General features: G+C 63.5%; 24 protein-coding genes. 3 read left to right on the top strand and 21 right to left on the bottom strand.

Annotation, left to right across the window (positions count from 1 at the left end; translation table 11 throughout):
• Positions 1-83: 83 nt before the first annotated feature.
• From DU505_RS14620 to DU505_RS14585, 10 genes are all read right to left on the bottom strand, one after another.
• Complete coding sequence (locus tag DU505_RS14620) at positions 84-803, bottom strand: ABC transporter ATP-binding protein (RefSeq protein WP_114479730.1); 720 nt, start codon at positions 801-803, stop codon at positions 84-86.
• A complete protein-coding gene (locus DU505_RS14615) occupies positions 796-1,536 on the bottom strand; it encodes an ABC transporter ATP-binding protein (RefSeq protein ID WP_114479729.1) in 741 nt (246 codons plus the stop codon). Before DU505_RS14615 ends, DU505_RS14620 begins: the two co-directional genes overlap by 8 nt.
• A complete protein-coding gene (locus DU505_RS14610) occupies positions 1,533-2,507 on the bottom strand; it encodes a branched-chain amino acid ABC transporter permease (protein WP_114479728.1) in 975 nt (324 codons plus the stop codon). The genes DU505_RS14615 and DU505_RS14610 overlap by 4 nt, the downstream gene beginning before the upstream one ends.
• A 2-nt stretch (positions 2,508-2,509) precedes the next feature.
• Entirely contained in the window at positions 2,510-3,385 is an 876-nt protein-coding gene (locus tag DU505_RS14605) for a branched-chain amino acid ABC transporter permease (RefSeq protein ID WP_114479727.1), read from the bottom strand.
• A gap of 59 nt (positions 3,386-3,444) precedes the next feature.
• Positions 3,445-4,656: an amino acid ABC transporter substrate-binding protein gene (locus DU505_RS14600; protein WP_114479726.1), complete on the bottom strand. Its 1,212-nt coding sequence runs from the start codon at positions 4,654-4,656 to the stop codon at positions 3,445-3,447.
• Between the two features lie 474 nt (positions 4,657-5,130).
• Positions 5,131-6,006 (bottom strand): hypothetical protein, encoded by an 876-nt coding sequence (locus tag DU505_RS22390; protein WP_181872837.1) that lies wholly within the window; start codon positions 6,004-6,006, stop codon positions 5,131-5,133.
• A gap of 243 nt (positions 6,007-6,249) precedes the next feature.
• Positions 6,250-6,876 carry a glutathione S-transferase family protein gene (locus DU505_RS14595; RefSeq protein WP_114479725.1) on the bottom strand — a complete coding sequence of 209 codons (627 nt, stop codon included), beginning with the start codon at positions 6,874-6,876 and terminating at the stop codon, positions 6,250-6,252.
• A 227-nt stretch (positions 6,877-7,103) separates the two neighbouring features.
• Complete coding sequence (locus DU505_RS22610; RefSeq protein ID WP_181872839.1) at positions 7,104-7,262, bottom strand: hypothetical protein; 159 nt, start codon at positions 7,260-7,262, stop codon at positions 7,104-7,106.
• A 122-nt stretch (positions 7,263-7,384) separates the two neighbouring features.
• Positions 7,385-9,394, bottom strand: coding sequence for a 2Fe-2S iron-sulfur cluster-binding protein (locus tag DU505_RS14590; protein ID WP_114479724.1), 2,010 nt, complete (start codon positions 9,392-9,394; stop codon positions 7,385-7,387).
• A 17-nt stretch (positions 9,395-9,411) separates the two neighbouring features.
• Entirely contained in the window at positions 9,412-10,059 is a 648-nt protein-coding gene (locus DU505_RS14585) for a glutathione S-transferase family protein (protein ID WP_114479723.1), read from the bottom strand.
• 153 nt (positions 10,060-10,212) lie between these two features.
• Here DU505_RS14585 and DU505_RS14580 point away from each other — a divergent pair, with 153 nt between their 5' ends.
• Positions 10,213-11,127, top strand: coding sequence for a LysR family transcriptional regulator (locus tag DU505_RS14580; protein ID WP_114479722.1), 915 nt, complete (start codon positions 10,213-10,215; stop codon positions 11,125-11,127).
• Positions 11,128-11,290: 163 nt separating this feature from the next.
• Here DU505_RS14580 and DU505_RS14570 read toward each other — a convergent pair whose 3' ends face one another.
• The 9 genes from DU505_RS14570 to DU505_RS14530 form a co-directional block, all read right to left on the bottom strand.
• Positions 11,291-11,851 (bottom strand): flavin reductase family protein, encoded by a 561-nt coding sequence (locus tag DU505_RS14570; RefSeq protein ID WP_114479721.1) that lies wholly within the window; start codon positions 11,849-11,851, stop codon positions 11,291-11,293.
• A 176-nt stretch (positions 11,852-12,027) separates the two neighbouring features.
• The gene (gene pcaG / locus DU505_RS14565; protein WP_181872836.1) at positions 12,028-12,660 is read right to left on the bottom strand and encodes a protocatechuate 3,4-dioxygenase subunit alpha; all 633 of its coding nucleotides are present in this window, start codon (positions 12,658-12,660) and stop codon (positions 12,028-12,030) included.
• Positions 12,661-12,691: 31 nt separating this feature from the next.
• Positions 12,692-13,426: a protocatechuate 3,4-dioxygenase subunit beta gene (gene pcaH / locus DU505_RS14560; protein ID WP_114479720.1), complete on the bottom strand. Its 735-nt coding sequence runs from the start codon at positions 13,424-13,426 to the stop codon at positions 12,692-12,694.
• Between the two features lie 98 nt (positions 13,427-13,524).
• Entirely contained in the window at positions 13,525-14,490 is a 966-nt protein-coding gene (gene pcaQ / locus DU505_RS14555) for a pca operon transcription factor PcaQ (protein WP_114479719.1), read from the bottom strand.
• A gap of 138 nt (positions 14,491-14,628) precedes the next feature.
• On the bottom strand, positions 14,629-15,825 hold the full coding sequence (locus DU505_RS14550) for an alpha/beta fold hydrolase (RefSeq protein ID WP_114479718.1): 1,197 nt from the start codon (positions 15,823-15,825) through the stop codon (positions 14,629-14,631).
• Between the two features lie 13 nt (positions 15,826-15,838).
• Positions 15,839-17,041: a 3-oxoadipyl-CoA thiolase gene (gene pcaF, locus DU505_RS14545; protein ID WP_114479717.1), complete on the bottom strand. Its 1,203-nt coding sequence runs from the start codon at positions 17,039-17,041 to the stop codon at positions 15,839-15,841.
• 59 nt (positions 17,042-17,100) lie between these two features.
• Entirely contained in the window at positions 17,101-17,874 is a 774-nt protein-coding gene (locus tag DU505_RS14540; protein ID WP_114479716.1) for a CoA-transferase subunit beta, read from the bottom strand.
• A complete protein-coding gene (locus DU505_RS14535) occupies positions 17,874-18,704 on the bottom strand; it encodes a CoA transferase subunit A (RefSeq protein WP_114479715.1) in 831 nt (276 codons plus the stop codon). The genes DU505_RS14540 and DU505_RS14535 overlap by 1 nt, the downstream gene beginning before the upstream one ends.
• A gap of 175 nt (positions 18,705-18,879) precedes the next feature.
• Positions 18,880-20,232: a class-II fumarase/aspartase family protein gene (locus tag DU505_RS14530; RefSeq protein ID WP_114479714.1), complete on the bottom strand. Its 1,353-nt coding sequence runs from the start codon at positions 20,230-20,232 to the stop codon at positions 18,880-18,882.
• 183 nt (positions 20,233-20,415) lie between these two features.
• Between DU505_RS14530 and DU505_RS14525 the strand changes: the two genes are divergently transcribed.
• Positions 20,416-21,201 (top strand): IclR family transcriptional regulator domain-containing protein, encoded by a 786-nt coding sequence (locus DU505_RS14525; protein ID WP_114479713.1) that lies wholly within the window; start codon positions 20,416-20,418, stop codon positions 21,199-21,201.
• 35 nt (positions 21,202-21,236) lie between these two features.
• Positions 21,237-22,193: an AEC family transporter gene (locus DU505_RS14520; protein ID WP_114479712.1), complete on the top strand. Its 957-nt coding sequence runs from the start codon at positions 21,237-21,239 to the stop codon at positions 22,191-22,193.
• Between the two features lie 33 nt (positions 22,194-22,226).
• On the opposite strand, the gene DU505_RS14515 is transcribed toward DU505_RS14520, so the two are convergent.
• On the bottom strand, positions 22,227-22,868 hold the full coding sequence (locus tag DU505_RS14515) for a NapC/NirT family cytochrome c (protein WP_114479711.1): 642 nt from the start codon (positions 22,866-22,868) through the stop codon (positions 22,227-22,229).
• Positions 22,865-23,356, bottom strand: coding sequence for a nitrate reductase cytochrome c-type subunit (locus tag DU505_RS14510; RefSeq protein WP_114479710.1), 492 nt, complete (start codon positions 23,354-23,356; stop codon positions 22,865-22,867). The genes DU505_RS14515 and DU505_RS14510 overlap by 4 nt, the downstream gene beginning before the upstream one ends.
• Positions 23,357-23,366 lie beyond the last annotated feature (10 nt).

Below are 23,366 nucleotides of genomic sequence, written 5' to 3'. Positions count from 1 at the left end.
TGAAGCTTTTTGCAGGCACGACAAAGCCCGGCAAGCGCTGTGCTTGCCGAGCCGCGGGAACGCCCCTCTTGCTACCCTCTCGCTCAGGCGCTCCTGGCAAGCCCGAGATAGGCCTGCTGTACGGCATCATCGGCGCGCAGCGCCTCGGCCGTTCCCTCGCCCACCACGGTGCCGTTCTCGATCAGATAGCCGCGGTCGGCAATGGCCAGACTCTTGCGGGCGTTCTGCTCGACGAACAGCACGCTCACTTCGATCTCGCGGATCCGTTCCAGCGCCTTGAACAGCTCGCCGGCCATCAACGGCGACAGGCCCAGCGAAGGCTCGTCGAGCAGCAGCAGCCTGGGCGCCGACATCAACGCACGACCGATCGCCACCATCTGCTGTTCACCACCGCTCATGGTGCCGGCCATCTGGCCCAGACGCTCCTCGAGCTTGGGGAATAGCGTCATCACGCGCTCCAGGCTGCGCCGCTCCTCGGCTCTCGCCCGCTTGGGATAGGCGCCCAGCAGCAGGTTCTCGCGCACCGTCATGGCGCCAAAAATTCCCCGCCCTTCCGGCACCAGGGCGATGCCGGCCTCCACCACCTGATGAGGTTGCAGCCCCAGCAGGTCGACACCGGCCAGATTCGCCTCGCTGCCCGGGCGCGCCGGCACCTGGCCGGCAATCACCGAGAGCAGGGTCGACTTGCCGGCCCCATTGGCCCCCAGCATCACGACCATTTTTCCCTCGCGTACCTCAAGGTCGATACCCTGGAGCGCGAGATGCTGCCCGTAGGCGGCGGACACATTGCGTAGTTCAAGCATCGGCATCGTCTCCCAGGTAGGCACGGACCACTTCCGGCTCGGCCAGGGCCTCTGCCGGCATGCCCTCGGCGATCTTGGCCCCGGCGTTCATGATCACGCAGCGGTCGCACAGCGATCGAATGGCATCCATGACATGCTCGACCATCACCATGGTGACGCCTTCTCCGCGAACCTTGCGCAGCAGCTCAATGGCTTCGACCAGTTCGGACGGGTTGAGCCCCGCCAGCCACTCGTCCAGCAGCAGCAGGCGCGGCTGCAGCGCCAGCGCCCGAGCCAGCTCGAGGCGCTTCTGATCCATGTAGGTAAGGTCCTTGCCCAGCGTCAGGCGGCGGTGCGCCATGCCGACCCGCTCCAGCAGCCCCTCGGCCTTTGAGTCGGCGGTTGCCCCCCAGGTCGGCTGGGCGCCGAACCCCAGGCCGGCCTTGACGTTGTCCAGGCAATTCATCGAGGGCAGCACCCTGACCAGTTGGAAGGTCCGTGCGATGCCCTGACGGGCGATGCGGTTCGGCGGCAGGCCGGCGATGTCGCTACCCGCCAGGCGAATCGTGCCGGCATCGGGCTTCAAGGCCCCCGATACCAGGTTCATCATGGTCGTCTTGCCCGAGCCGTTGGGCCCCAGCAGCCCGACGATTTCCCCTTCGGCGATGTCGAAGCTCAAGCCGTCCACCGCCCGCAGGCTACCGAAGCGGCGCGTGACGTCGCACACGGAGAGCAGCGCTGTCGATGTCGTCATAGTGCGCTCTCCTTCTGCTGGTTTTTTCCGACACGCCGGCCCGGGAAACGCTCACGATAGCGCTGCACATAGCTGTCGATCAGGCCCGCCACACCGTGAGGCACCATATAGACGATGGCCAGGAAGGTGATGCCCAGCAGGATGCTGAACAGATGCGGGAAGTTGGAGGAGAGATACTCAAACAGCAGCACCATGGGAATCACTCCCAGCAGGGGCCCATAGAGTCGTCGGGCGCCGCCCAGCAGCGCCATGATCAGCACCTGGAACGAGATGTTGGGGTTGAAGGCGATGCTCGGGTCGAGATAGGTCCAGCGAGGCGCCACGATGGCGCCCACCAGCGCCATGAAGGCGGCGCTGAGCGAGAACACCAGCACCTTGATCAGGGTGATGTTGACACCGCAGTGCAGCGCCACCGTCTCGTCATCGCCGATCATGCGCAGCGCAAAACCGACCCGGGAACGCTCGATCAGCCAGCCGACGATGAACAGCAGGGCCAGCACCGCCGTGAGCTGCCAGACGATCTGCTCCTGGGTGATGTCGAGGAACACATAGCGGCCCACGCTGCCCGCCTGGGTCGACTCGTACCAGTTCACCACCTGGCGAATCAGCTCCGCCAGCCCGAAGCTGAAGATGACGAAATAGACTCCGCGCAGGCGCAGCGTGGAGAGCCCGACCAGCAGCGCCACCACAAAGGCGATGCCCGCGGCGAGCAGCAGCACCGCGCCCCAGGGTAGCTGCTCGCCGAGTACCGCCACGGTATAAGCGCCGATACCGAAGAAGGCTACGGTGGCCAGCGAGACATAGCCGCTCGGCCCGGAGAACATCGCCCAGGAAGTGGCCAGGATGGCGAACATCAGGAAGTTGATAGCCATGGAGAGCCCGTAGCCGCCCACGAAGCCGGGCAGCAGGGCGAGGCCGACGACACCGGCCAGCAGCAGGACGGCGCCGAGCAGCGTCGAACGTGAATTCATGGTCATGCTCCGGCCCTCCCCATCATCCCGGTCGGCCGTATCAGCAGCACGATCAGAAACAGCGCGAAGGTTGCCGCCAGCGTCAGCCCCGGCGCCACATACACCGCCACGAAACTCTCCACCAGGCCCAGGGTAAGCCCTGCCGCCAGGGCCCCCAGCAGATGACCGGCACCGCCCATGATCACCACGATGAGCGCCTTCATGGTGAAGACGACCCCCATCGAGGCATTGAAGGTAGTGAACATGCTGACCAGCACGCCGCTGGCGGCCACCATGCCGCCCCCCAGCGCAAATGCCATGGCCGAGGCCGCACGCACGTCGATACCGGCCAGCTGCGCCGCCCTGGGGTCGACGGATACCGCCCGCAGAGCAGTGCCGGGGCGGGTGCGTACCAGCAGCAAATAAAGTGCCGTGCCCAGCACCACCGCGACGCCCACCGCCAGGAGGCGATCCGCAGCAATCGGTGAGCCGGCAATCATGAATACGTTGCTGATGTAGGTGTAGCTGAAGTAATTGCTGCCGAAAATCAGCAGCACCAGCCCCTGGATCACGAACAGCAGGCCGAAGGTGGCCAGAATGCTGTTGACCTCCAGCTCGCCGCGATCCCGCGAGCGCCTCACCAGTGGGTGCAGCATGATCTGATAGATCAGCCAGTTGGCGCCGAACGCCACCGGCACCACCAGCAATAGCGCCAGCAGCGGATTGATCGCCTGCACCTGGAATAGCCAGTAGGCGGAGAAAGCGGCGGCGATCAGGAACTCCCCGTAGGAGAGGTTCATGATCCTGGCGACGCCGTACTGCAGCGTCAGCCCCATGGCCACCAGGGCGTACATGCCGCCCAGGGTGAGGCCATTGAGCAAGGCATCGAGAAAAGCCATGGTTTACCCCTGTGTTCTAGACTGGCAGCGGCAGGCGAGGCGCCTGCCGCTGGGTTAGCTCAACGCCAATCGGGCTTGGGCAGCACGATCTCCGCCGCGCCTTCGCGGTCGCTGGGGCCGATGGCGCGGAACACGCCGTTCTGCCACTGGCCGACCTGCCACCCTTCCCAGTAGGCGCGTCCATCCAGGGTGATCTCCCCCAGCACCGTGTCGAAGGTGCCGTTCTCCATCTCGGCCACAACCTGCTCGTGATCGAGGCTGCTGGCCCGCTCGATGGCCTGCTGCAACACCTGCAGGCTGGCGTAGGTCGGCGCACTGGCCCAAAGGTCCGGCGCCTGGCCGGTCATGTCGGTATGGCGTTCGATGTAATCCACCATCACCTCGCTGTCGGTATCCACACCGCCGATGCCCAGCACCCCTTCGACGTTGTCGTCGAAGCGGTTCTTGAACAGCGGGAACGCCGTCCCCACGGCGGTGTAGAACAGCGGCGGATTGAAGCCAAGGGTCTGTGCCTGATCGGTGATGGCGATGGTTTCAGGCGGGTAGCTGAAGGCCAGGAACGCCTCAGGGTCGCGCTGGCGGGCGCTGTTGATGATGCCCTGCATGTCCTGGGTGCCCGGCGGATACGACTGGCTGTAGACGACATCGAAATCGGCCTCCTGCAGCAGCACCCGGGCTGCGTTGGCCAGCTCGATGCCGAACTGATCCGCCACGTTGACCATGGCCACCCGGCCTTCGATCTCGCCGCTCTCGCGCAGCTCCTCAAGCATGGTCACGATGCCCTCGGCGTAGTGGCTGGAGGTGCTGAGGAAGAAGAAGAGTCGCGGCCAGCGGTCCATCAGATCCTGCTGGCGGTCGGACACCGCCGTTACCGCCAGGTGCGGATAGCCGGCGCGATGCAGCACCGGCGCCACCGCCAGGTTGAGCGCCGTGCCCCAGGGCGGCAGCACGAAGTGCACCTCATCCTGGTTGAGCAGCCGCTCGACGGCGCGAACCGCCTCCTCGGAGCTGCTGCGGTCGTCGTAGGCCACCACCTCGATGGGAAGATGGCGATCCCCCACGCGGATACCGCCGGCCTGGTTCACCTCCTCCACCCACAGCTTGTAGTTTGGGGTGATGGTGGTGCCGGCACCCCCGGCGTAGGGCCCCGTATCGGAGACGGCATAGCCGATGCGAATGCTCTCCGGCAAGTCATCAGCCATGGCGGGAAGGCTCAGGGCGACACAGGCTCCGATTCCCAGTAACGCCCGGGCAAGTGGGTTCGATGGCATGATTGCGGCTCCGTTCTTGTTGTGGCTGGATAGCTTTCGTATACACACGTTCGAATAACGAACAAATATACGCATTGCATATCGAGCCTAGAATCGCCGCGAGTCGAGGTACAGTCATGCCAAAGTTGTAGCATTGGAAAAGTTAAAAAAATCTCTTTTATTACAAAGCTATACAGCTATTTTGACGATCATCTAACAGGCTTATATCGTTTATCGAAACGATCTATTTATTACCGTTCTTATGCGGGCGGAGCGAGGCAAGCGGCAGGCACCGCTAAACTTCTTGGCAAAGAATTCAGCGCGCAACCGGGCATTGCGCCGCTCGATGTCACGCATTTCCGGATCCGGGTTATGGAAGACCATCAGTCGTCTCGTCCGCTGTCGTTCTGCCAGCGTAGCAAAATAGGGCGCTGGCACCCGTCAGGCAGCTAACATAAAATCACCACGCTTTGCGACTCCCCCTTAAGCAGCTTGTTAAGAAATCTTCTTGGAATGTAGCCCCCTACCCTCGTAAAGGCTGAAGTCTCCTTTAAACTCAACCAGTCTGAGGATATATTCGGTAACCATATCTCTACAACTTCCATAGATAGAAAATTGGTCCTCAAACGACAACTGACTTAAGCCAGAGTGTATAATTTCATTCCGAAGATTTTTGATTTTTTTAAGACTAACGCTCATGCCAACAGAATAAAACATTTCAACAAGCAATGATTGAAAAGAATACCTCTTGCCATCTTTTGACCAATAATAACCACCCTTATATACATAGCCTCTCGATCTTGCATATGAGGATTTTAGATTCTCAAGCAATATGAATAGAGTTGCCAACTTAAGCTCTATTTGTAAATTGCTCACCTCAGGGGTATTGAAGAGATCAATAACTACATTTAAATCTCTTTTATCAAAAACCTTAGAGTAGGAGTCAAAACAATCCTCCACTAAATCTTTAATGCGAGATGTATCAACACAGCAGAATGGCGGCCTAAAATAACAGTACTTTCCGCGCGCGCTCCAAAACTTAGAGCGATGCGCGCCCTCAAGGCTCCACCCATAAAAAATCACTTCTGAACAAATAGCAAAAGAAAGTAAATAGCTGATCTTCCTAACCACCTCAACAACATATTCGACGTCGCTTCCACTAACGTTTTTTACTATAAGCCTTGAGGATTCAACAAACTGTCCACTCAACTCGCTTTTCTTAGCATTTATAAACTCTGGCTCTTGATATATCTCAATACTAAGCCCTGCCACAGATAAAGGAATTTTGTTCCTTATCCAACCACCGCCTTTAGTATCAGTAGCTTCAGTACCTATAACTAAAAAATTAGACAAATAGCAGACTAATTCCAACCTTACCCCCAGTGCCTATCAACATTAAGCAACACATTCCGTAAAGACCAAGAAGTGGGGCCAAAAATCCAGTCCAAAGCGCCCACCACCGATAAGCTAACAAACTAATACACACAACCAGCCTAGACGCTCGCTCAGCCCCACACCAGACACCTACGTCAACGCAAAGCCAAAAAGCCGAGAGCCAGCGCAAAGGCTGGCTCTCGGCGCTGACGACCGCTTCATGATCTCTCCGGGGAGCAGCTAGTCTTCCATCGCCGCGAACGCTACGGCAATGGTGGGCGGTGCCGTGGGGCGGGCGTACATCGTCTTCAGGTACTCTCTCAGCCGCGGTGCGTTGCCGAGCAAGTTCTCCTCGTTCACCCAATCCAGGGTATAGGCGGCGTTGAAGTCGGCCACGCTGAGCCGGTCGCCGACCAGGTACTCGCGCTCCTGCATGTGGCGCTCGAGTACCGCCACCATCTCCACGCACTCCTCCCTGGCCTGGTCGACATCCTGAGGCAGGCGCTTCTCGTCCGGGTAAAGGAAGGTGTGGCGAGCGATACGCCACAGCAGCGGCTCGATCTCGGTCATCAGGAAGAATATCCAGCGGTACATCTGGGCTCTTTCTTCCACAGCTTCCGGAACGAAACCCGCCTGTGGATATTTCTCGGCCAGATAGAGCTGTATCGCGGCCGATTCGGTGATGACCTGGTTGCCGTCGACCAGCACCGGGACTCTGGCGGCGGGGTTGATCGCAAGGAAATCGGGTTGAAGATGCTCCCCTTGCATGAGGGCTACCGGAACCTGCTCGTACTCCAGGCCCAGCTCATTGAGCAACCAGATGACCCGCAGGACGCGGGTCGGGGGCGTTCCATATAGTTTCAGCATTTCCGGCTCCATCGATTGGCAGACATCCGCTGTTTCTCATGACTCCTGATCCCGTCGAGCGGGTGCAGGTGAAATCGACACTACCAAGTGGAAGGCCTCACCCCCTTGAGCCCGAAATACCGTCGAGTGCCCCTCCCGGAACGAGAAGAGCCAGCGCAAAAAATGCGCTGGCTCTTCTCATCGTGTCATGTTGCCGTCCCGTCCTGGGCCAAGCACGGCCTTAGCCGTTAGAGATAAAAATTGTTGCGCAAGCAGGGCTTGTGCTGATGGTAGGCGCGCTCGGTCATCCGCTCTAGCAGACGATAGGCAACCCGGCCGATACGCTTGATCAGGGAAGCACGGGGTTTAGTGGCGGTCGCACTGTCGGAAAGCATCTGGCTGGTCATGGCTTTGGGTTCTCGGTCATTTCATGAGGATGCTAACAGAATAGCCGATTACTAGACTTTAGTCTAATTTATTCGACTTTGGTCGTACGCACCCCATCCCGCCGCTCCTCCGCGCGTTTACTTCAAAGGCCAATCTCCACCTGCTCGCCCATGGGGACCGCGCAGCAGGTCAGCACATGGCCATCGGCCGGGCTGACCAGCGGCTTGCGCGTGTAATGCACGCTTCCCGAGAGCAGCCGCGTGGCGCAAGTACCGCATTTGCCCGAGCGGCAGTTGTGGGTAGGTTTCAGCCCGGCCGCCTCGGCGGTTTCCAGCAGCGTGCCGCTCTGCGCGGTCCATTCGGCCTGGGTCTCCGAGTGGGCGAAGGTAATCGTTGCGCGCGCAGGCAACTCCACGACCGGGCCTATCTCTTTCGGCTCATCGAGTTCGCCCGCGCCAAAAAATTCGTAGTGGATATGCGAGCGGTCGATGCCCATGTCACGCAAGCCCGTATAAAGCGCTCGCATGAAACTCTCTGGGCCGCACAAATAGAACTGATAACCGCCGAAAGGGAGAAGCTCAGCGAGCTCCTTCATGCTCAGCCGCGCCTCGGTATCGTGGGTGTGGCCCAACCTGTCGCCCGCCCCCGGCGCCGAATACGCAGTGAATAGATGCAGCCAATCGTACCGGCGGGCAATGGCCTCGAGCTCGCCGCGAAACGCCCGGCTGGCACCGTTCCGGGTAGCATGGATGAAGTACACCTCGCGCCGAGGTGCACCGCCACGCAGCGCGCTCACAAGCCCGTCGAGCATTGCCATCATCGGCGTGATGCCGACGCCGCCGGAGAGCAGGACGATGGGCCGGGTGCCGTCGTCCAGCACGAAATCGCCCGCAGGCGAGGCGACTTCGATCATATCCCCGCTCTGAAGCCGGTCGTGCAGCAGGCGGGACGCCCGGCCGCGCGCCTCACGCTTGATGGAGAGGCGATAGTCGAGCCCGTTTGGCCCTTGCGAGATCGTGTAGCTGCGCAGAATCGGTCCGTCATCGTCCTGAAGCCGGATCGGCAGGAACTGCCCTGCGACATGCGGCTCGATCGGGCCGCCATCCGCGGGTGTCAGATAGAAAGAGGTGATGGTGTTGCTTTCCATGCGTTTCGATACGATCTGGAAGCGGCGATAACCGTCGGTCTTGAGCGCGGCCAAGCGCACCTCATCCCAGGTGCCTGTGGCATCGAGTGCGGGCCACTGTTCGGCAAGTGTCGCGGTCACCGGCAGGGTAGCGGTCGCGTGCCAGACCTCCTCCGGCACCATATCGACAATACGCTCGGCGCCCGTGAACGCGCCGACGCGCCCCGCGCTCCAGTCGATGGTGGCACGGCCGGTCAGCACTACTGCCTCCCCGGTTTCGAAGTCCGGCACGAACAGGGCTACCCGGCCATCGCTTTCGATGTTGCCGAGCGTATTGAAAAAACGATTGCCGGAAAAATCGGGAAAGGAGAGCGACCCATCATCGTTGATGCCGAGAAAACCCGCTCGCCCTCCGCGGTGTGATGCGTCGATCCCGGCGTTTCCCCCTTCGAGCGGACTGGCGGCACGGGAAGCGATGAAGAAGGTGTCGGCGGTTTCGACAATGCGACGAACCGCTGGGTCATCCAGGCCGCTGCAACGGCCGGATGCGTCTGAGGGCTCGCCACTGGCGGGGGCCAGGGAGCGAGTCTGAATGTATTGCGGGCAGTTCCCGAAGCTCTGGTCGACCGCAATGGTAATAGCGCCTTCTGAAGCGCGCTGCACCCGGCCATTCATCCGATTGCGGCGCCGGTTGGTGAGATCGACTCCAACAAAGCCGATGCTCGCACCAGGCGTCATCACCAGCCCGAGCTCGTCTGAGAGAACCGGGGCACGTTGCAACACCAGCGTATTCGGGGAAGGAGAGGTCGAGTACCCAGGTGGCCCGAAGACGGGAACGCACCATGGCCGACCCGCCGGGTCGAGCAGCCCGAGAAACAGCATCGGCAAGTTCTCGAAGAAATCGCGATGCTGTTGCGGCATCTCTGGGCGCACGAAACCTGCCGCACTCTCGAGCCAGTCGTTGGAAACCTCGGCACGCGCCTGGACGGCACGCTCGCCGGCGTGAAAGACATTGTCCTGTGCCATGGCGGTGTCCCTCTCGGTCAGGCGGTTTCGGGAAGCGGCGTACGAACCATACCCACAAAGCCTTCCTGCGCCTCGATCCTGGCCAGCCAAGCCCGAATCGATGGGTAAGCATCGAGACTGACGCCGCCTTCGGGCGCATGGGCGATATAGCTGTAGCCGGCCACATCGGCGATCGTGATCGTCGGCCCGGCCAGGAAATCGCGGCGTTCCAGAATCGGCTCCATTTGGGTAAACAGTCGATGCGCCGCCGCCTTGGCGCCTTCGTGATCCAGCGATGCGCCGAATACCGTCACCAGCCGTGCCGCACAAGGGCCACGCGCGATCTCTCCGGCGGCCACCGACAGCCAGCGCTGCACTTCAGCCGCAGCCGCGGGATTTTCAGGCAGCCAGTCGTAGCCGGTGGGAAAGGACTTCACCAGGTAGACCAGAATGGCGTTGGAGTCCGACAGCGTCACGCCGTTGTCATCGATGGCCGGGACCTGGCCGAAGGAGCTGATAGCGAGAAACTCGGGCGCCTTGTGCGCACCGTTCGCGACATCGATATCGACCGTTTCATAGGGAAGGTCGAGCAGCGCCATCATGAGTTCGACGCGATGGCTGTGACCGGATTTCGGGTGCCGGTACAGTTTGATCGGGACGGCATGAGTGGGGAAGTTCGGGTTCATACTTGGGCTCCTGAGAACGAGACATGGCGACTTTCGCGCTCAATGTGGTGAACTGTTCAGAGGATATTTCTTTCCAAAAACCCGCAGTAGCTGGCAAAGTTGAAACCCAGGTTTCCATTATGTGGAAACCACAGGCTCGATGGATCGGTGACCATGCCCGACAGACTCCAGACCATGGCCATGCTCCTCAGAGTCGTCGACGAAGGCAGCATCACCTCGGGCGCCCGGGCCCTGCGAATGCCCATCGCAACCGTTAGCCGCAGGATTTCCGAGCTGGAAGCCGACTTGAACGCCGAGCTGGTCCTGCGTTCGCCCCGTGGGCTGACGTTGACCGATGCGGGCACGGCCTACGTGGCGGCTTGCCGACGAATTCTGGAAGAGGTGGCCGAAGCGGAACGTGGCGCTTCTGGCGAATTCTCGGCACCTCGCGGGACGCTGACACTGACCGCTCCGATCGTCTTCGGACGCCTGTATGTTTTGCCGGTGGTCACGGCTTTCCTGCAGTGCCACCCGGACGTGAACATTCAGCTGCAACTCACCGACCGCCCGATGAGTATCGGTGAGGAGCACATCGATATGGCCGTGCGTATCGGCCCGCTGCCGGATAGCGGCCTGATCGCCCGCAAGGTCGGCGAAGTACGCCAAGTCGTCTGTGCCAGCCGCGCCTATCTCGACGAGCACGGAAGGCCCTCTGCGCCGAGCGATCTCGAAGGCGCCTCCTGCATTACCTTCGATCAGTTGCTGGCCACCCAGGCCTGGCGCTTCGAAGCGGAGGGAACGTCGCTGCGGATTCCTGTTCAAGCACGTCTAACCGTGAACACGGCCGAAGCGGCGCTTGATGCGGCAGAGGCAGGGCTCGGCTTTACCCGCGTTCTCTCTTATCAGGCCGCACCCAGGATACAGGCCGGGCGCCTTGAAACGGTGTTGCAAGGGTGGGAACCAGCGCCCTGGCCGATCCACCTGGTTTACGAACGCCGACCGCTGCTCCCGCAGAAGTTGCGCGCCTTCATCGATTTCGCGGTACCGCGTATCGCGCAAAGCGTGAAGGCAGGGTTTGGACGAGGCTGACAGCTGGCCACCCATGAACTGCCCTTTCACGTACCCGAGTTCGAGGTCGCGCTGCACTGGCAGGCGCAGGCCAGCCGCTCCGCCTTACAGCGGAGGTTCTGCTAGAGCGTTATCGGGGCGATTGGGGATCGGGAGGGGTGAGGTTGGGCCAATGTCGAACTAGCTACAGCATCTGTGGCAAGAACTGCTCGCGCCGATCGATGATCTCGCCGGCCACCATAAAGACACCATCGCCGGTGTAGTGGAGGGTCTCGGGGTACTCGGGCGATACCGCCGCGCGGGCCGACACGACTTCCCAGATGAAGAAGTTGTAGCGCTCCACCAGGGAGTCGTCGAACAGCCGGCATTCGAAGTGCGCATGGCACTCACCAATCAGCGGGGCGCCTACCCGCTCCGCCGGCTGGGCGGTCAGCCCAAAATGCTCGAACTTGTCGACCTCAGCGCCGCTGCTGTTGCCGACGCCCACCACCTGATCGGTCAGAGCCGTCGCCGGCAGGTTGATGACACATTCACGGCTACGGCGGATCATCTCGAAACTGTGGTTGCCGGCCGAAATGATGCAACCCACCAGCGACGGCGAGAACGCCATCACCGTATGCCAGCCCATGGTCATGATGTTCCGCCGCCCATCACAGGCCGACGAGACCAGCACGATGGGCCCCGGCTCGAGGTAGCGGCGTACCTTTTCCAGCGGCACGGGTGCTTTCTCGACGTGTTCGAACATGATTGCGCGTCCAGTTAGCAGCTATCGATACCGACAGCAGTGTAGCCGGAGGGAAGGCAGGCTTGCACCAGTGACCCAGATCACCGCAACCCCAAAAAGACGAGAGCCAGCGCAATCCGCTGGCTCTCTTGCTACCGGCCTCCTAACCGGGCCGAATTCTCTGCCGTGACGATAAATCAGAAATCGAAAAACACCGTCTCGCCTTCGCCTTGCAGTTTGATGTCCAGGCGGTAGCACACCTTGCCGTCGATCTCTTCGCGCTTGGCGATTAGGGTCTGGCGGCGGGTCGGCGATTCGATGCGTGAGAGCACAGGGCACTCGGCGTTGGCGTCGGCTTCGTCCTCGAAGTAGAGGCGGGTCTGCAGGTGGACGTTCACGCCGCGTGCGAAGATCGCCAGATTGATGTGCGGCGCCATGGGCTGACCGTTGGGGTGGGCCACCTGGCCCGGCTTGACGGTTTTCAGCGACCATTCACTGCCGTGGTCGAAGGTGGTGGCGGTGCGCCCGAAGCTGTTGAACGGCTTCTTCAGGTCGTACTCGGGCTGGTAGGCGCCGTTGGCGTCGGCCTGCCAGGCTTCGAGGAAGGCGTCGCGCACCAGATCGCCGTTGCCGTCGATAACGGTACCCACGACTTCGATGTGCTCGCCCTCGGCCTCGGGTTTGGCCATCTCGTTCCAGATCTCTTCGTCGCGGGTCGGGTTGCCGGCGGCGGCCAGGGCCAGGCCGATGTGCACGTAGGGCCCGGCGGTCTGGGAGGCGGTCTCGCGCAGCATCAGTTCGCTCGCGGGAACGGTATTCGGTTGTTTCATGTCATTTCCCCTCACTGATTTTCGAACCCGTTTATTGGTTTTCGAAATAGGTCTGCAGCTCGCCGCGTACCACCAAGTCGAAGCGGTAAGCCAGGCAGTCCATGGGCTTGCTGCGCGCCATGTCGAGGCGTCCGATCATGGTCTCGACCGCATCCGCGTCCTTGAGGGTGTGGACAATGGGGCACAGCGGAATCAGCGGATCGCCCTCGAAGTACATCTGGGTGATCAGGCGGGTGGAGATCGAGGGACCCATCACCGAGACGTGAATGTGCGAGGGGCGCCAGCTGTTGGGGTCGTTGGGCCAGGGGTACGGGCCGGGCTTGATGGTACGGAAATGGTACCAGCCCTGCTCGTCGGTCAGGGTGCGGCCCACGCCACCGAAGTTCGGGTCCAGCGGGGCGAGGTATCGGTCGTTCTTGTGGCGGTAGCGCCCGCCGGCGTTGGCCTGCCACATCTCCACCAGGGTGTGCGGCACCGGTTTGCCGAACTGATCGACCACGCGGCCGAACATGATGATGCGTTCGCCCACCGGAAGCCCCTGGCCCTGGGCCGGGTCCTGACGGAAGTTCAGCAGCAGGTCGTTGTCGTGAGAGCCCATGCGCAGGTGGCGGAAGTCGGGGCCGGTGAGCTCGGAGGTGCTGGCTTGCTGCATGCTGACCAGCGCCTGCTGCGGCGAACGGGCCACGGTGGTCTTGTAGCCGGGGGCGTAGGCCGGGGGGTGCCAGTTACGGTCGCGCTCTACGAAGCGCTTGTTGTGATCTTGCATGATGTCGCCTCTTGGGAGCGTGGTCTTGTCTCGCCCAGTGTGGCGTCTTGCCGCAGGCCCGCCAATTGACGACTCGGGCACCCCTCATAACCATTGGGTTATGTTGCAGCGCCACTTTGATGGCGGGACGGACCATTCCCCGAGCTGCGGCCCGCGCTCACCTCGCGCAGCACTTCGCAGAAGGCCTCCACCGCCAGCGAGGGCTGCATGCTGGCGTTGTAGCACAGCCCCACGGAGCCGCCGCGGGGCTCCAGCTCGATGCCGAGGCGACTCAGCCGCCCCGCCGCCAGGTCCTCGGCCACCGCCTCTTCGGGCACGACCCAGATCGCATCGCTCTCCAGGGTGTAGGCACGGCTGATGGGCAGCGAAAGCGTTTCCAGCCGCTGGCTCATCAGTGTCAACGAATGACGCACGCAGAAGCTGTCAACCTGTTGGCGCAGGGTGGTCTGGGGCGGCGGCAGCACCCAGGGGAACTCGGCCAGGCATTCGGCTGCGAGCGACGCGATGCCGGCCAGCGGATGGCCACTGCGCACGCACAGCAGCAGCGGTTCGTAGTAGAGGTGCTCGAAGGCCAGATCGCGGATCTCGCGGGCCTCGGTCATGCGCCCCACCACCAGGTCCAGCTCGCCGCGGCGCAGGCGCGAGAGCAGGAAGGCGCTGGAGCCGGTTACCACGTTGACGCCCACCGCGTTCTGCCCGCCGGGCGCGGCGTGCCAGCGGCGTATGGCCTCGGGCAGCAGCCGGCTCTCCACCGTGGAGAGCGCGCCCACACGCAGCCAACAGTCGCCGCGGTGGGTATCGCCGACCGCGGCCACGCCCTCTTCCAATGCACGGATGGCCGGCCCGGCATGGCGCAGCAGGGTCAGGCCCGCCTGGGTCAGCGCCACGCCCTGGGGCGTGCGCTCGAACAGCGACGCACCGAGGCTCTCTTCAAGTTCGCGAATGGTCTTGGAAATGCCCGGCTGGGTGATCGCCAGGCGCTCGGCGGCCCGGGCGAAGCTGCGCTGGCGGGCCACTTCGAGGAAGGCCTGCAGATGGCGCAGCTTGATACGGGCGTTGAGCATGGGGGTTTCCTCATCATCACGATGCCGGTCATCGCCGAATTTCGCTCAGACGATACACCAGCACCACGTAAGCGACGAGCCGCCCGGTTCAGGCGTCCACAGACCAGCGCTGAGTGGCATCGCGAGCAAAACAGCTAGTCAGTTCTCCCCGCCCCAACCCAACTGCTTGGCCAACGCAAACGCATGGTTCGCCGCCGGCACCCCGGCGTAGATCGCCACGTGCATCAGCACCTGGCGCAGCTCGGCTTCGGAGAGACCGATGCGCTTGGCGGTCTTGAGGTGCAGCGTGAGCTCCTCACGGCCCAGGGCGGCGAGGATGCCGGTGGTGATCAGGCTGCGCTCGCGGCGGGTCAGGTCGTCGTTGCTCCACAGCTCACCCCAGGCCAGCCGGGTGATCATCTGCTGGAACGGTGCATCAAGGCTGTTGGCGTTTTCGGTGGAGCGGGCCACGTGCTCCTCGCCGAGTACCTCCTTGCGGGTCTCGAGCCCCTCGGCATAACTCACGCCATGCTCGCCGACGCTTTCACGATCGGCGGTCATCCATAGCAGCAGTCGCTTGGCCATGATGGCCGGGCTCTCCACCGAGGGCACATGGGCGAAGCCTTCGAGTATTTTCAGGGGCGCGCCGCCACACTCGGCCGCCAGCGCCTGCAGGGTCTCGGGCGGCGTGGCCACGTCATCGCTGCCGCCGAGCAGGTGCATGCTAACGTTCGGATGCTGCGCCAGCGGCCCCTTCAGCTTGCCGCGGAAGTCGGTGCGGCCGAGCATCTCGCACAGCCGGGCATAGGATTCACCGTCGGTACGTGTCATCTGGGTGCGCCAGCCAGCCTCTAGGGCGGGCTCGTCTTCTAGCCGTTGGGCCGAGAACCAGCGCGGCACGATCTCGCCGGACATGACCGAAAGGCCCTCATCGCGCACGCGACCGGCGCGAGTGGTCCACAGCTCGGCGTTGCCGATCACCGCGCCGGTGTTGGTCAACGTGGCAGAATAGAGCCGCTCGGCGTGCTCGGCGATCAGCTGCTGCCCTACCACGCCGCCGATGGAGGTGCCGACGAAGTGAAAGCGCTGGCTGCCGGCATGATCGGCCAGGGCCAGGGCCTCTGCGGCCAGGTCAGCCGGTGATATCTCGCCACTCGCTTCGGGCCAGGCCTGGCTGGCACCGTGGCCGGGCAAGTCCCAGGTCAGCACGCGGTAGCGCGGCAGCAGCGCCGGCAGCAGGTCGTCCCATACCGCCTGGGTCATGCCCAGCGGATGCGCCAGCACCACCAGCGGCAGCGCCTCGGGGCCAAGCAAGCGATAGGCGACACTGCGGCCGTTGATGTTCAGAAATGCCATGCGACTCTCTCCGTTATACGCGTTCGATCAGCGTAGCGATCCCCTGCCCCACGCCCACGCACATGGTGCACAGCGCGTAGCGCTTGCCGGTGCGCTGCAGTTCAAAGGCCGCGGTCATCAGCAGGCGGGCGCCGGACATGCCCAGCGGGTGGCCCAGGGCGATGGCGCCGCCGTTGGGGTTGACCCGCGGGTCGTCGTCGGCGAGCCCCAGGTCGCGCGTACAGGCCAGGGCCTGGGCGGCAAAAGCCTCGTTGAACTCGAAAATGTCGATCTCGTCCATCGTCACGCCGGTACGCTCGAGCAGCTTGCGCACCGCCGGCACCGGGCCGTAGCCCATGATGCGCGGCTCGACGCCGGCGGTAGCCATACCGATGATCCTGGCCATGGGCTTGAGGCCATGCTGCTCCACCGCGGCCTGGCTTGCCACCAGCATGGCGGCGGCACCGTCGTTGACGCCCGAGGCGTTGCCGGCGGTGATGCTGCCGCCCTCGCGGAACGGCGTCGGCAGCCCGGCCAGCTTCTCCAGGGTGGTCTCGCGCGGATGCTCGTCGGTGTCGAAGACCAGCGGCTCCTGCTTGCGCCGCGGGATCTCGATCGGCGTGATCTCGATGGCGAAGCGGCCCGACTTCTGAGCGGCGGCGGCCTTCTGCTGGGAGCGCAGGGCAAAGGCGTCCTGGTCCTCGCGGGAGATGTTGAACTGCTCGGCGACGTTCTCGGCGGTCTCCGGCATGGAGTCGATACCGTAGGCCTTCTTCATCAGCGGATTGACGAAGCGCCAGCCGATGGTGGTGTCCTCGATCTTCTGACCGCGGGAGAAGGCGCCGTCGGCCTTGCCCAGCACATAGGGCGCGCGGGACATGGACTCCACGCCGCCGGCCAGGGCCAGCTCCATCTCACCGGCCTTGATGGCGCGAAAGGCGGTGCCCACCGCGTCCATGCCGGAGCCGCACAGGCGGTTCATGGTGGTGCCGGGCACCGAGGTGGGCAGGCCCGCCAGCAGCGCCGACATACGCGCCACGTTGCGGTTGTCCTCGCCGGCCTGGTTGGCGCAGCCCATGAAGACCTCTTCGATGGCGGCCGGGTCGAGATCGGGCGCCTCGGCCAGCACCGCCTTGAAGATGGTGGCGGCGAAGTCGTCGGGGCGCACGCTGGTCAGGGTGCCGCCGAAGCGGCCGATGGCGCTGCGCCGCGGATGGCAGAGGAAGACGTCAGTCATAAAAAATCTCCTGAAATTCGCTGTAGAACGTGACGAATGCAGACCGTTTTAGAGCGAATTTACTCGCCGGCGTGCTTGCGCTCGGTGCGCGCCTTCAATTCGCGCAGTATCTCAAGTTCGTGGGCGCTGGGCTCGGGCGTGGTCTCGAGCGACTCGGCGAAGCGGATCTCCCAGCCGGTGGCCTCGATCACGTCCTCGCGGGTCACGTTCGGATGCAGCGAAACGACCACCAGTTCCTTGGTCTCGGGGTCGGGCTTCATCACGCACAGGTCGGTGATCACCCGGGTCGGGCCCTTGCCGATGTTGGGTACGCCGTCGCGGCCCTTGCCGTCGCGGCCGAAGCCCAGGGTGGTGATGAAATCGACGTCTTTGACGAAGGCGCGTTTGGAGTGCTTCAGAGTGATGAAGACTTCGCCGGCGTTGGTGGCGATCTCCGGCGCCCCACCGCCCCCCGGCAAACGCACCTTGGGCTCGCGGTAGTCGCCTATCAGGGTGGTGTTGAGGTTGGCAAAGCGGTCGATCTGGGCGGTGCCCAGGAAGCCGACGCTGACCTTGCCGCCCTGCAGCCAGTAGCGGAACATCTCCGGCACAGAGACGGTAGTCAACGCCGTCTCGCACAGTTCGCCGTCACCGATGGAGAGCGGCAGCACGTCGGGCTTGGTCTGCAGGGTGCCGGATTCGTAGATCAGCACCACCTCGGGGGCGTGGGTCAGGCGCGCCAGGTTGGCCGCCTCCGAGGGCAGGCCGATGCCGACGAAGCAGGTCATACCGTTCTTGAGCGCGCGCGCGGCGGTGACGCTCATCATTTCCGCTGAGGTGTACTCGAGGCTCATCAGGCGTTTCCCCCTGCATTCATGACGTTCTCTTCGATCCACCGTGTGAAGGTGTCGCGGTCGCGGGCGATGGCGTCCCACTCCTTGTAGAAGGCGTTGTTGCGCGGGTAGTAGCCATGGGCATAGGAGGGCAGCGAGCCCTTCTTGGCCACGGCGACAGCGCTGATCGCCCAGCCCGGGATGATGCAGGCATTGGGGTGATAGTCCGGCTCGGTGCGCAGGTCCTCGACGATCTCCTCGACGGTGACGATGCTCTGCTTCGCCGCCAGCACGGCTTCCTTCTGCACGCCGACGATGCCCTCCACCAACACGTTGCCGGCACGGTCGGCCTTCTGAGCATGCACGATGGAGACGTCGGGACGCACCGAAGGCACCGCGGCCAGGCGCTCGTCGGTGAAGGGGCACTCGATGAACTTGATCTGGTCGTTGACGCTGGGCAGCTCGCTGCCCACGTAGCCGCGCAGCACGGCCAGCGGCAGCCCGGCAGCGCCGGCCTCGAAGGCGCAGGCCATGGCGGCGTGGCTGTGCTCGAGGATCTCGACCTTGTGCGGCCAGCCCTTCTCCACCGCGTCGCGCAGGCGGTGCAGCGAACCCACGCCGGGGTTGCCGCCCCAGGAGAAGATCACCTTCCTGGCGCAGCCGGCACCGATCATCTGGTCGTAGACCAGGTCCGGCGTCATGCGGATCAGGGTGAGGTCGCGCTTGCGCTGACGGATGACTTCGTGACCGGCGGCGAAGGGAATCAGGTGGGTAAAGCCCTCCATGGCCACGGTGGCGCCGTCTTCGACGTAGCGTGCCACCGCGTCATGCAGGCTCAGGAACTCGGCCATGGTCGTCCTCCTGGCGGGTATTCTCAAATAAGTTCGAATGGCGAACTTTGTTTTGTGATGCGAACAAGTTACCCCTAAGCCAGCTGATCGTCAAACACGCCAGAGACGCAAAAGCGCAAGGGGAGGCCAGGCCTCCCCTTGCTCGGGATATGCAATACAGTGATTTTTCAGCGAATCATTCCCGCTGAAGCCAGGCCATGGCGCGCTGCACCTGCGCCTGGCTGCTACCAAGGTATAAAGCGGGATCCGTCGCCTGGCGCAGCGCCTCGACCTCGAGCTTGCCCCCTACTTCGGCTTTCACCTCGGCATGCGTTTCGAGTGCCTCGGCATAGGGAATGCCTTGAAGGCGCGCCGTCTCGGCGGCTTCGGCGCTGATGCGCTTGGCAGCGTCCTGCCCCAGCACCGGCGCCAGCACCGGCGCCAGCAGGCGCGATACCGGCTCCGCCATGATGCCGCCACCGGTGGCCGCCAGGTTGCGGCGCATCGCCTCGGGGTTCACCTCGAGCCCTTCGAGCAGCGTGGCGGCCTGCTCCAGCGCCCCCTCCAGCAGCAGGGCGCTGTCGACCAGCGGCGACCACTCGGCATGCCACTCGCCCAACCCCCGCTCCAACGGCTGGGCAGCGGCATTGAGCAGCACCGTGGTGTAGCCATGCACCTGCCGCATTGCGCCGCGGATCATGGCGCAGCGTACCGGGTTGCGCTTGTGCGGCATGGAGGAGGATTCGCCCATGCCCGGGGCGGAGGGCTCGGCCACCTCGCCCACTTCGGTCTGGGTCAGCAGTGAGATATCGAGGGCCAGTTTTTCCGCTGCCCCGGCCGTGGCGTCCAGCGCCGTGCCCAGGGCATGGATCGGCTGACGGTTTGTGTGCCAAGGCAGTACCGGGGCAGCGAGCTCCAGCCGCTCGGCGAGAGCGCCCATAAAGTCGAGGCCCTGCTCATCCCAACCAGAGTGCACGCCCACCGCGCCGCCGAACTGCACCGGCAGCTCGACCTGCGCCAGGCGGCGGCGTGCCTGCTCCAGGCCGATGGCCCAGTGCGCCACCTTGACGCCGAACGTCATCGGCAGCGCCTGCTGCATCAGGGTGCGCCCCACCATGACCGTGCGCTCATGGGCGGTCATCAGCTCGATCGCGGCGGCACGACAGCGCAGCAGCAGTGCATCCAGTGAGGCCAGGCGCGGCTTTAGCAGCAGCATCAGCGCCGAGTCGATCACGTCCTGGCTGGTCGCGCCCATGTGCCAGTAGCGCTTGAGTTCGTCCGGCAGTGCAGCGCGCGCCTGCTTGACGAAGGGGATCGCCGCGTTGCCGCCGCTGGCGATTCCCGCGGCGATGGCCGCCGAGTCGAAGGGGTGACTTTCCAGGCAGCGGCGCATCTCCGCACTCGCGCCCTGGGGCACGGCGCCATGTGCCTCCTGCACTTCGGCCAGCGCCAGCTCGAAAGCGAGCATGGCCTGGACCATGGCCTGGTCATGACACTCTGCCAATGCCGTTTGGCTCATGAAGGGGTGCCGAAGCAGGGCGTCAGGCATATCATGCTCTCCTCAGGAAGGGCTGGCTCATGCTCAGTCTCAAACTCGATCTCGAAATTCAGGCTCAAGGCCAGACTCAGGCCCAGCTTAGCCCATAGTCGTACATATGTTCGCAATTCGAACATTATGCTAGATTGAAAGGCTTCTGAAGAGCAAATCATCCAAGATAGCGACGGAGCAATAATGGCATCAGAGGAAGAGGTTCTCAGCCCGGATGACCGGGACTTCGTCACTGCACTGGCCAGCGGCCTGGAAGTCATCCTGGCCTTCGACGAAACCCATGCACGCATGACGCTGAGCGAGGTCGCCAGCCGTACCGGCATGAACCGTGCCCGCGCCCGGCGCTTCCTGCTCACGCTGCATGCCCTTGGCTACGTACGCAAGCAAGGCCGCAACTTCGAGCTGGCCCCGCGGGTGCTGCAGCTCGGCTACGCGTTTCTCTCCGCCAACAACTATCGTAGCGTGATCCAGCAGGTGCTGGAGGACATCACTGCCGAGAGCGGCGAATCCTCTTCCCTGGGCGTGCTCGACGGCGACGAGGTCACCTACGTGGCGCGCTCCTCGGCCCGTCACCGGCTGATGGCGATTACTCTTTCGGTCGGCACCCGGCTGCCCGCCGCCCATACCTCGATGGGGCGAGCACTGCTGGCCCAGCTTCCCGATGCCGAGCTGGATGCCTTCCTGGAGCGGGTCACGCTGACGCGCTACACCGACAAGACCGTGACCGACAAGGCCGCGCTCAAGAAGTGCATCCTCAAGGTGCGCCAGCAGGGCTACGCCATTGCCGATCAGGAGCTCGATTCGGGACTGCGCTCGCTCGCCGTGCCGGCCTTCGACGCCAACGGCAAGCTGCTCGGCGCCATCAACATCAGCACCAACGCCGCGCGGGTGGATCTCGACACCCTGATGAAGGAGTACCTGCCACTGTTGCAGCAGAAGGCTCAGGATATACACGCCACTGTTAGTTGAGCGTCGTCTAACCAACCCCATGCCGGGAAGGGTGCATGCTGGAGATACTCGCCATTACCACCCCGATCTTCCTGCTGATCGGTGCCGGCTACCTGGCCATGGGCACCCGGCTGGTGAACCGGGAGCAGCTGCAAGGCGTGGCCACCTTCGTGCTCTACTTCGCCCTCCCTGCCCTGGTGATACGGGCCCTGACTCACAACCCCCTCGACGAAGTCTTCCAGCCCCACTACCTGCTGGCCTATGGCCTCGGCTCACTGGCGGTATTCACCTTCGCCCTGCTGCTGACCCTGAAGCTGCAAGGCAAGCCGCTCAGCGAGGGCGCCATGCATGCCCTGGGCATGTCCGCCTCCAATAGCGGCTTCATCGGCTATCCCGTCGCCGCCATGGTACTCGGCGCCTCGCCGGCGGCCGTGCTCATGGCCCTTAACATGGTGATCGAGAACCTGTTGATCATACCGGCAGCACTGATCCTGGCCGAGGCGGGTCGCCAGAGCGGCGCCGGCATCGTCACCGTGGCTCGCAAGACCGTGGTACGCCTGGTGCGCAACCCCGTCCTGGTCGGCCTGGCGGCAGGCCTGGTGCTGGCCGTGACGGAAACCTCCCTGCCAGGCCCCCTGGCCCAGGTCGTCGAGATGCTGGCCAATGCCGCCGGCCCGGCGGCGCTGTTCGTCATCGGCGGCACCCTGTTCGGGCTCCAGGTGCGTGGCATGGTCAACGACGTCGGCCAGATCGTCGTCGGCAAGCTGATCCTGCATCCCCTGGCAGTGCTTGTCCTGTTCCTGCTGATGCCGGCGGCAGACCCGACCCTGCTGGTCGGTGCCCTGCTGTTCGCCAGTGCGCCGATGATCAGCATCTATCCGCTGCTCGGCCAGCGTTATGGCATGGCCGGCATCAGCGCCGCCGCGCTGATGGTGGGCACCCTGGCCGCGTTCGTGACCCTGAGCCTGGGTATCTGGCTGATGACGCTGGCCAACCTTCTACCCATTCGCTGATATCGTCAGGCCAGGAGCCGGCGGCTCGTCACCTCACCCATCCCGCTCCAGGTGCGCAACCCAGGATTCGATGTCGGGCAGCCGGGTGGCGGTATCGTGGTAGTCGCTCATGTCCGGTAGCTCGTGGGCGATCCCCTTGTGGCAGTCGATACAGGTCGCCTCGCCGCTGGCCAGCGAGGTGGAGTGAGCGCGGGCCGCACGGGAACTCTGCGCCGTGAAGTCCATGGATTCGAACTCGTGACAGTTGCGGCACTCCAGTGAATCGTTGGCCTCCAGCCGTGCCCACTCCCGCTCGGCCAGCTCACGCCGCTTGCCCTCGAACTTCTCCGGCGTGTTGATGGTGCCGAAGATCCAGCCCCAGACCTCCTTGGAGGCTTCCATCTTGCGTCCCATCTTGTGGGTCCAGCCGTGGGGGACGTGGCAGTCGGCACACTCCGCCCCTACCCCGGAGCGGTTGACGTCGTGGATCGTGCCCTGCAATTCCCGGTAGGGGTTGCGCTCCATCTCATGACACGAGATGCAGAACTGCTGGGTATTGGTCGCCTCCAACGCGGTGTTGAAGCCACCCCAGAAGAAGACCCCGGCGATGAACCCGCCAAGCGTCAGGAACCCCAGGCTGAAGTGCATGCTGGGACGGGACAGGATGCGCCAGTAACTGGCCAGCCAGCGCTTCATTGGCCACCTCCCTCACGCTGCTCCTGAAGCATGTCGCCCAGCACCTCGTCGACGGTGAGGAAGGTGTTGGGGACGATGGGGCTGGCATCGGTCTGGGGCACATGGCACTGGGTGCAGAAGTAGCGGTCGGGCGATACCGCCGCCAGGACCTGCTGGTGCCGGTCGCGGAAGTGGCTGATGCTGACCATGGGAGCACCGGCCTGTACCGCCTCGCTGCGGCTATGGCAAGTCAGGCAGCGGTTGGTCCTTACATCGACCTGATAGTCGCGGATACCGTGGGGAATGACCGGCGGCTGTTCGGGATAGTTGAGCACTTCACGCCCCGCATCCCGGGGCTCGCCGGCCAGCGGCGGTGCCGGCAGGGACTGGCTGAGGGTACCGCCCGGCCGCAGGCCGTCCGGTGCCGAATCGTCGCGGTGCTCTTCGGCAACCACGAGGCCGGCGACGACCAGCGCCAGCGAGAGACTGAGCATAGTGAGCCATTTCATTGCATTTCTC

Source organism: Billgrantia montanilacus (assembly GCF_003336675.1).
Lineage (GTDB): Bacteria > Pseudomonadota > Gammaproteobacteria > Pseudomonadales > Halomonadaceae > Halomonas > Halomonas montanilacus.
This window is presented reverse-complemented; position numbering and strand designations above follow the sequence as displayed.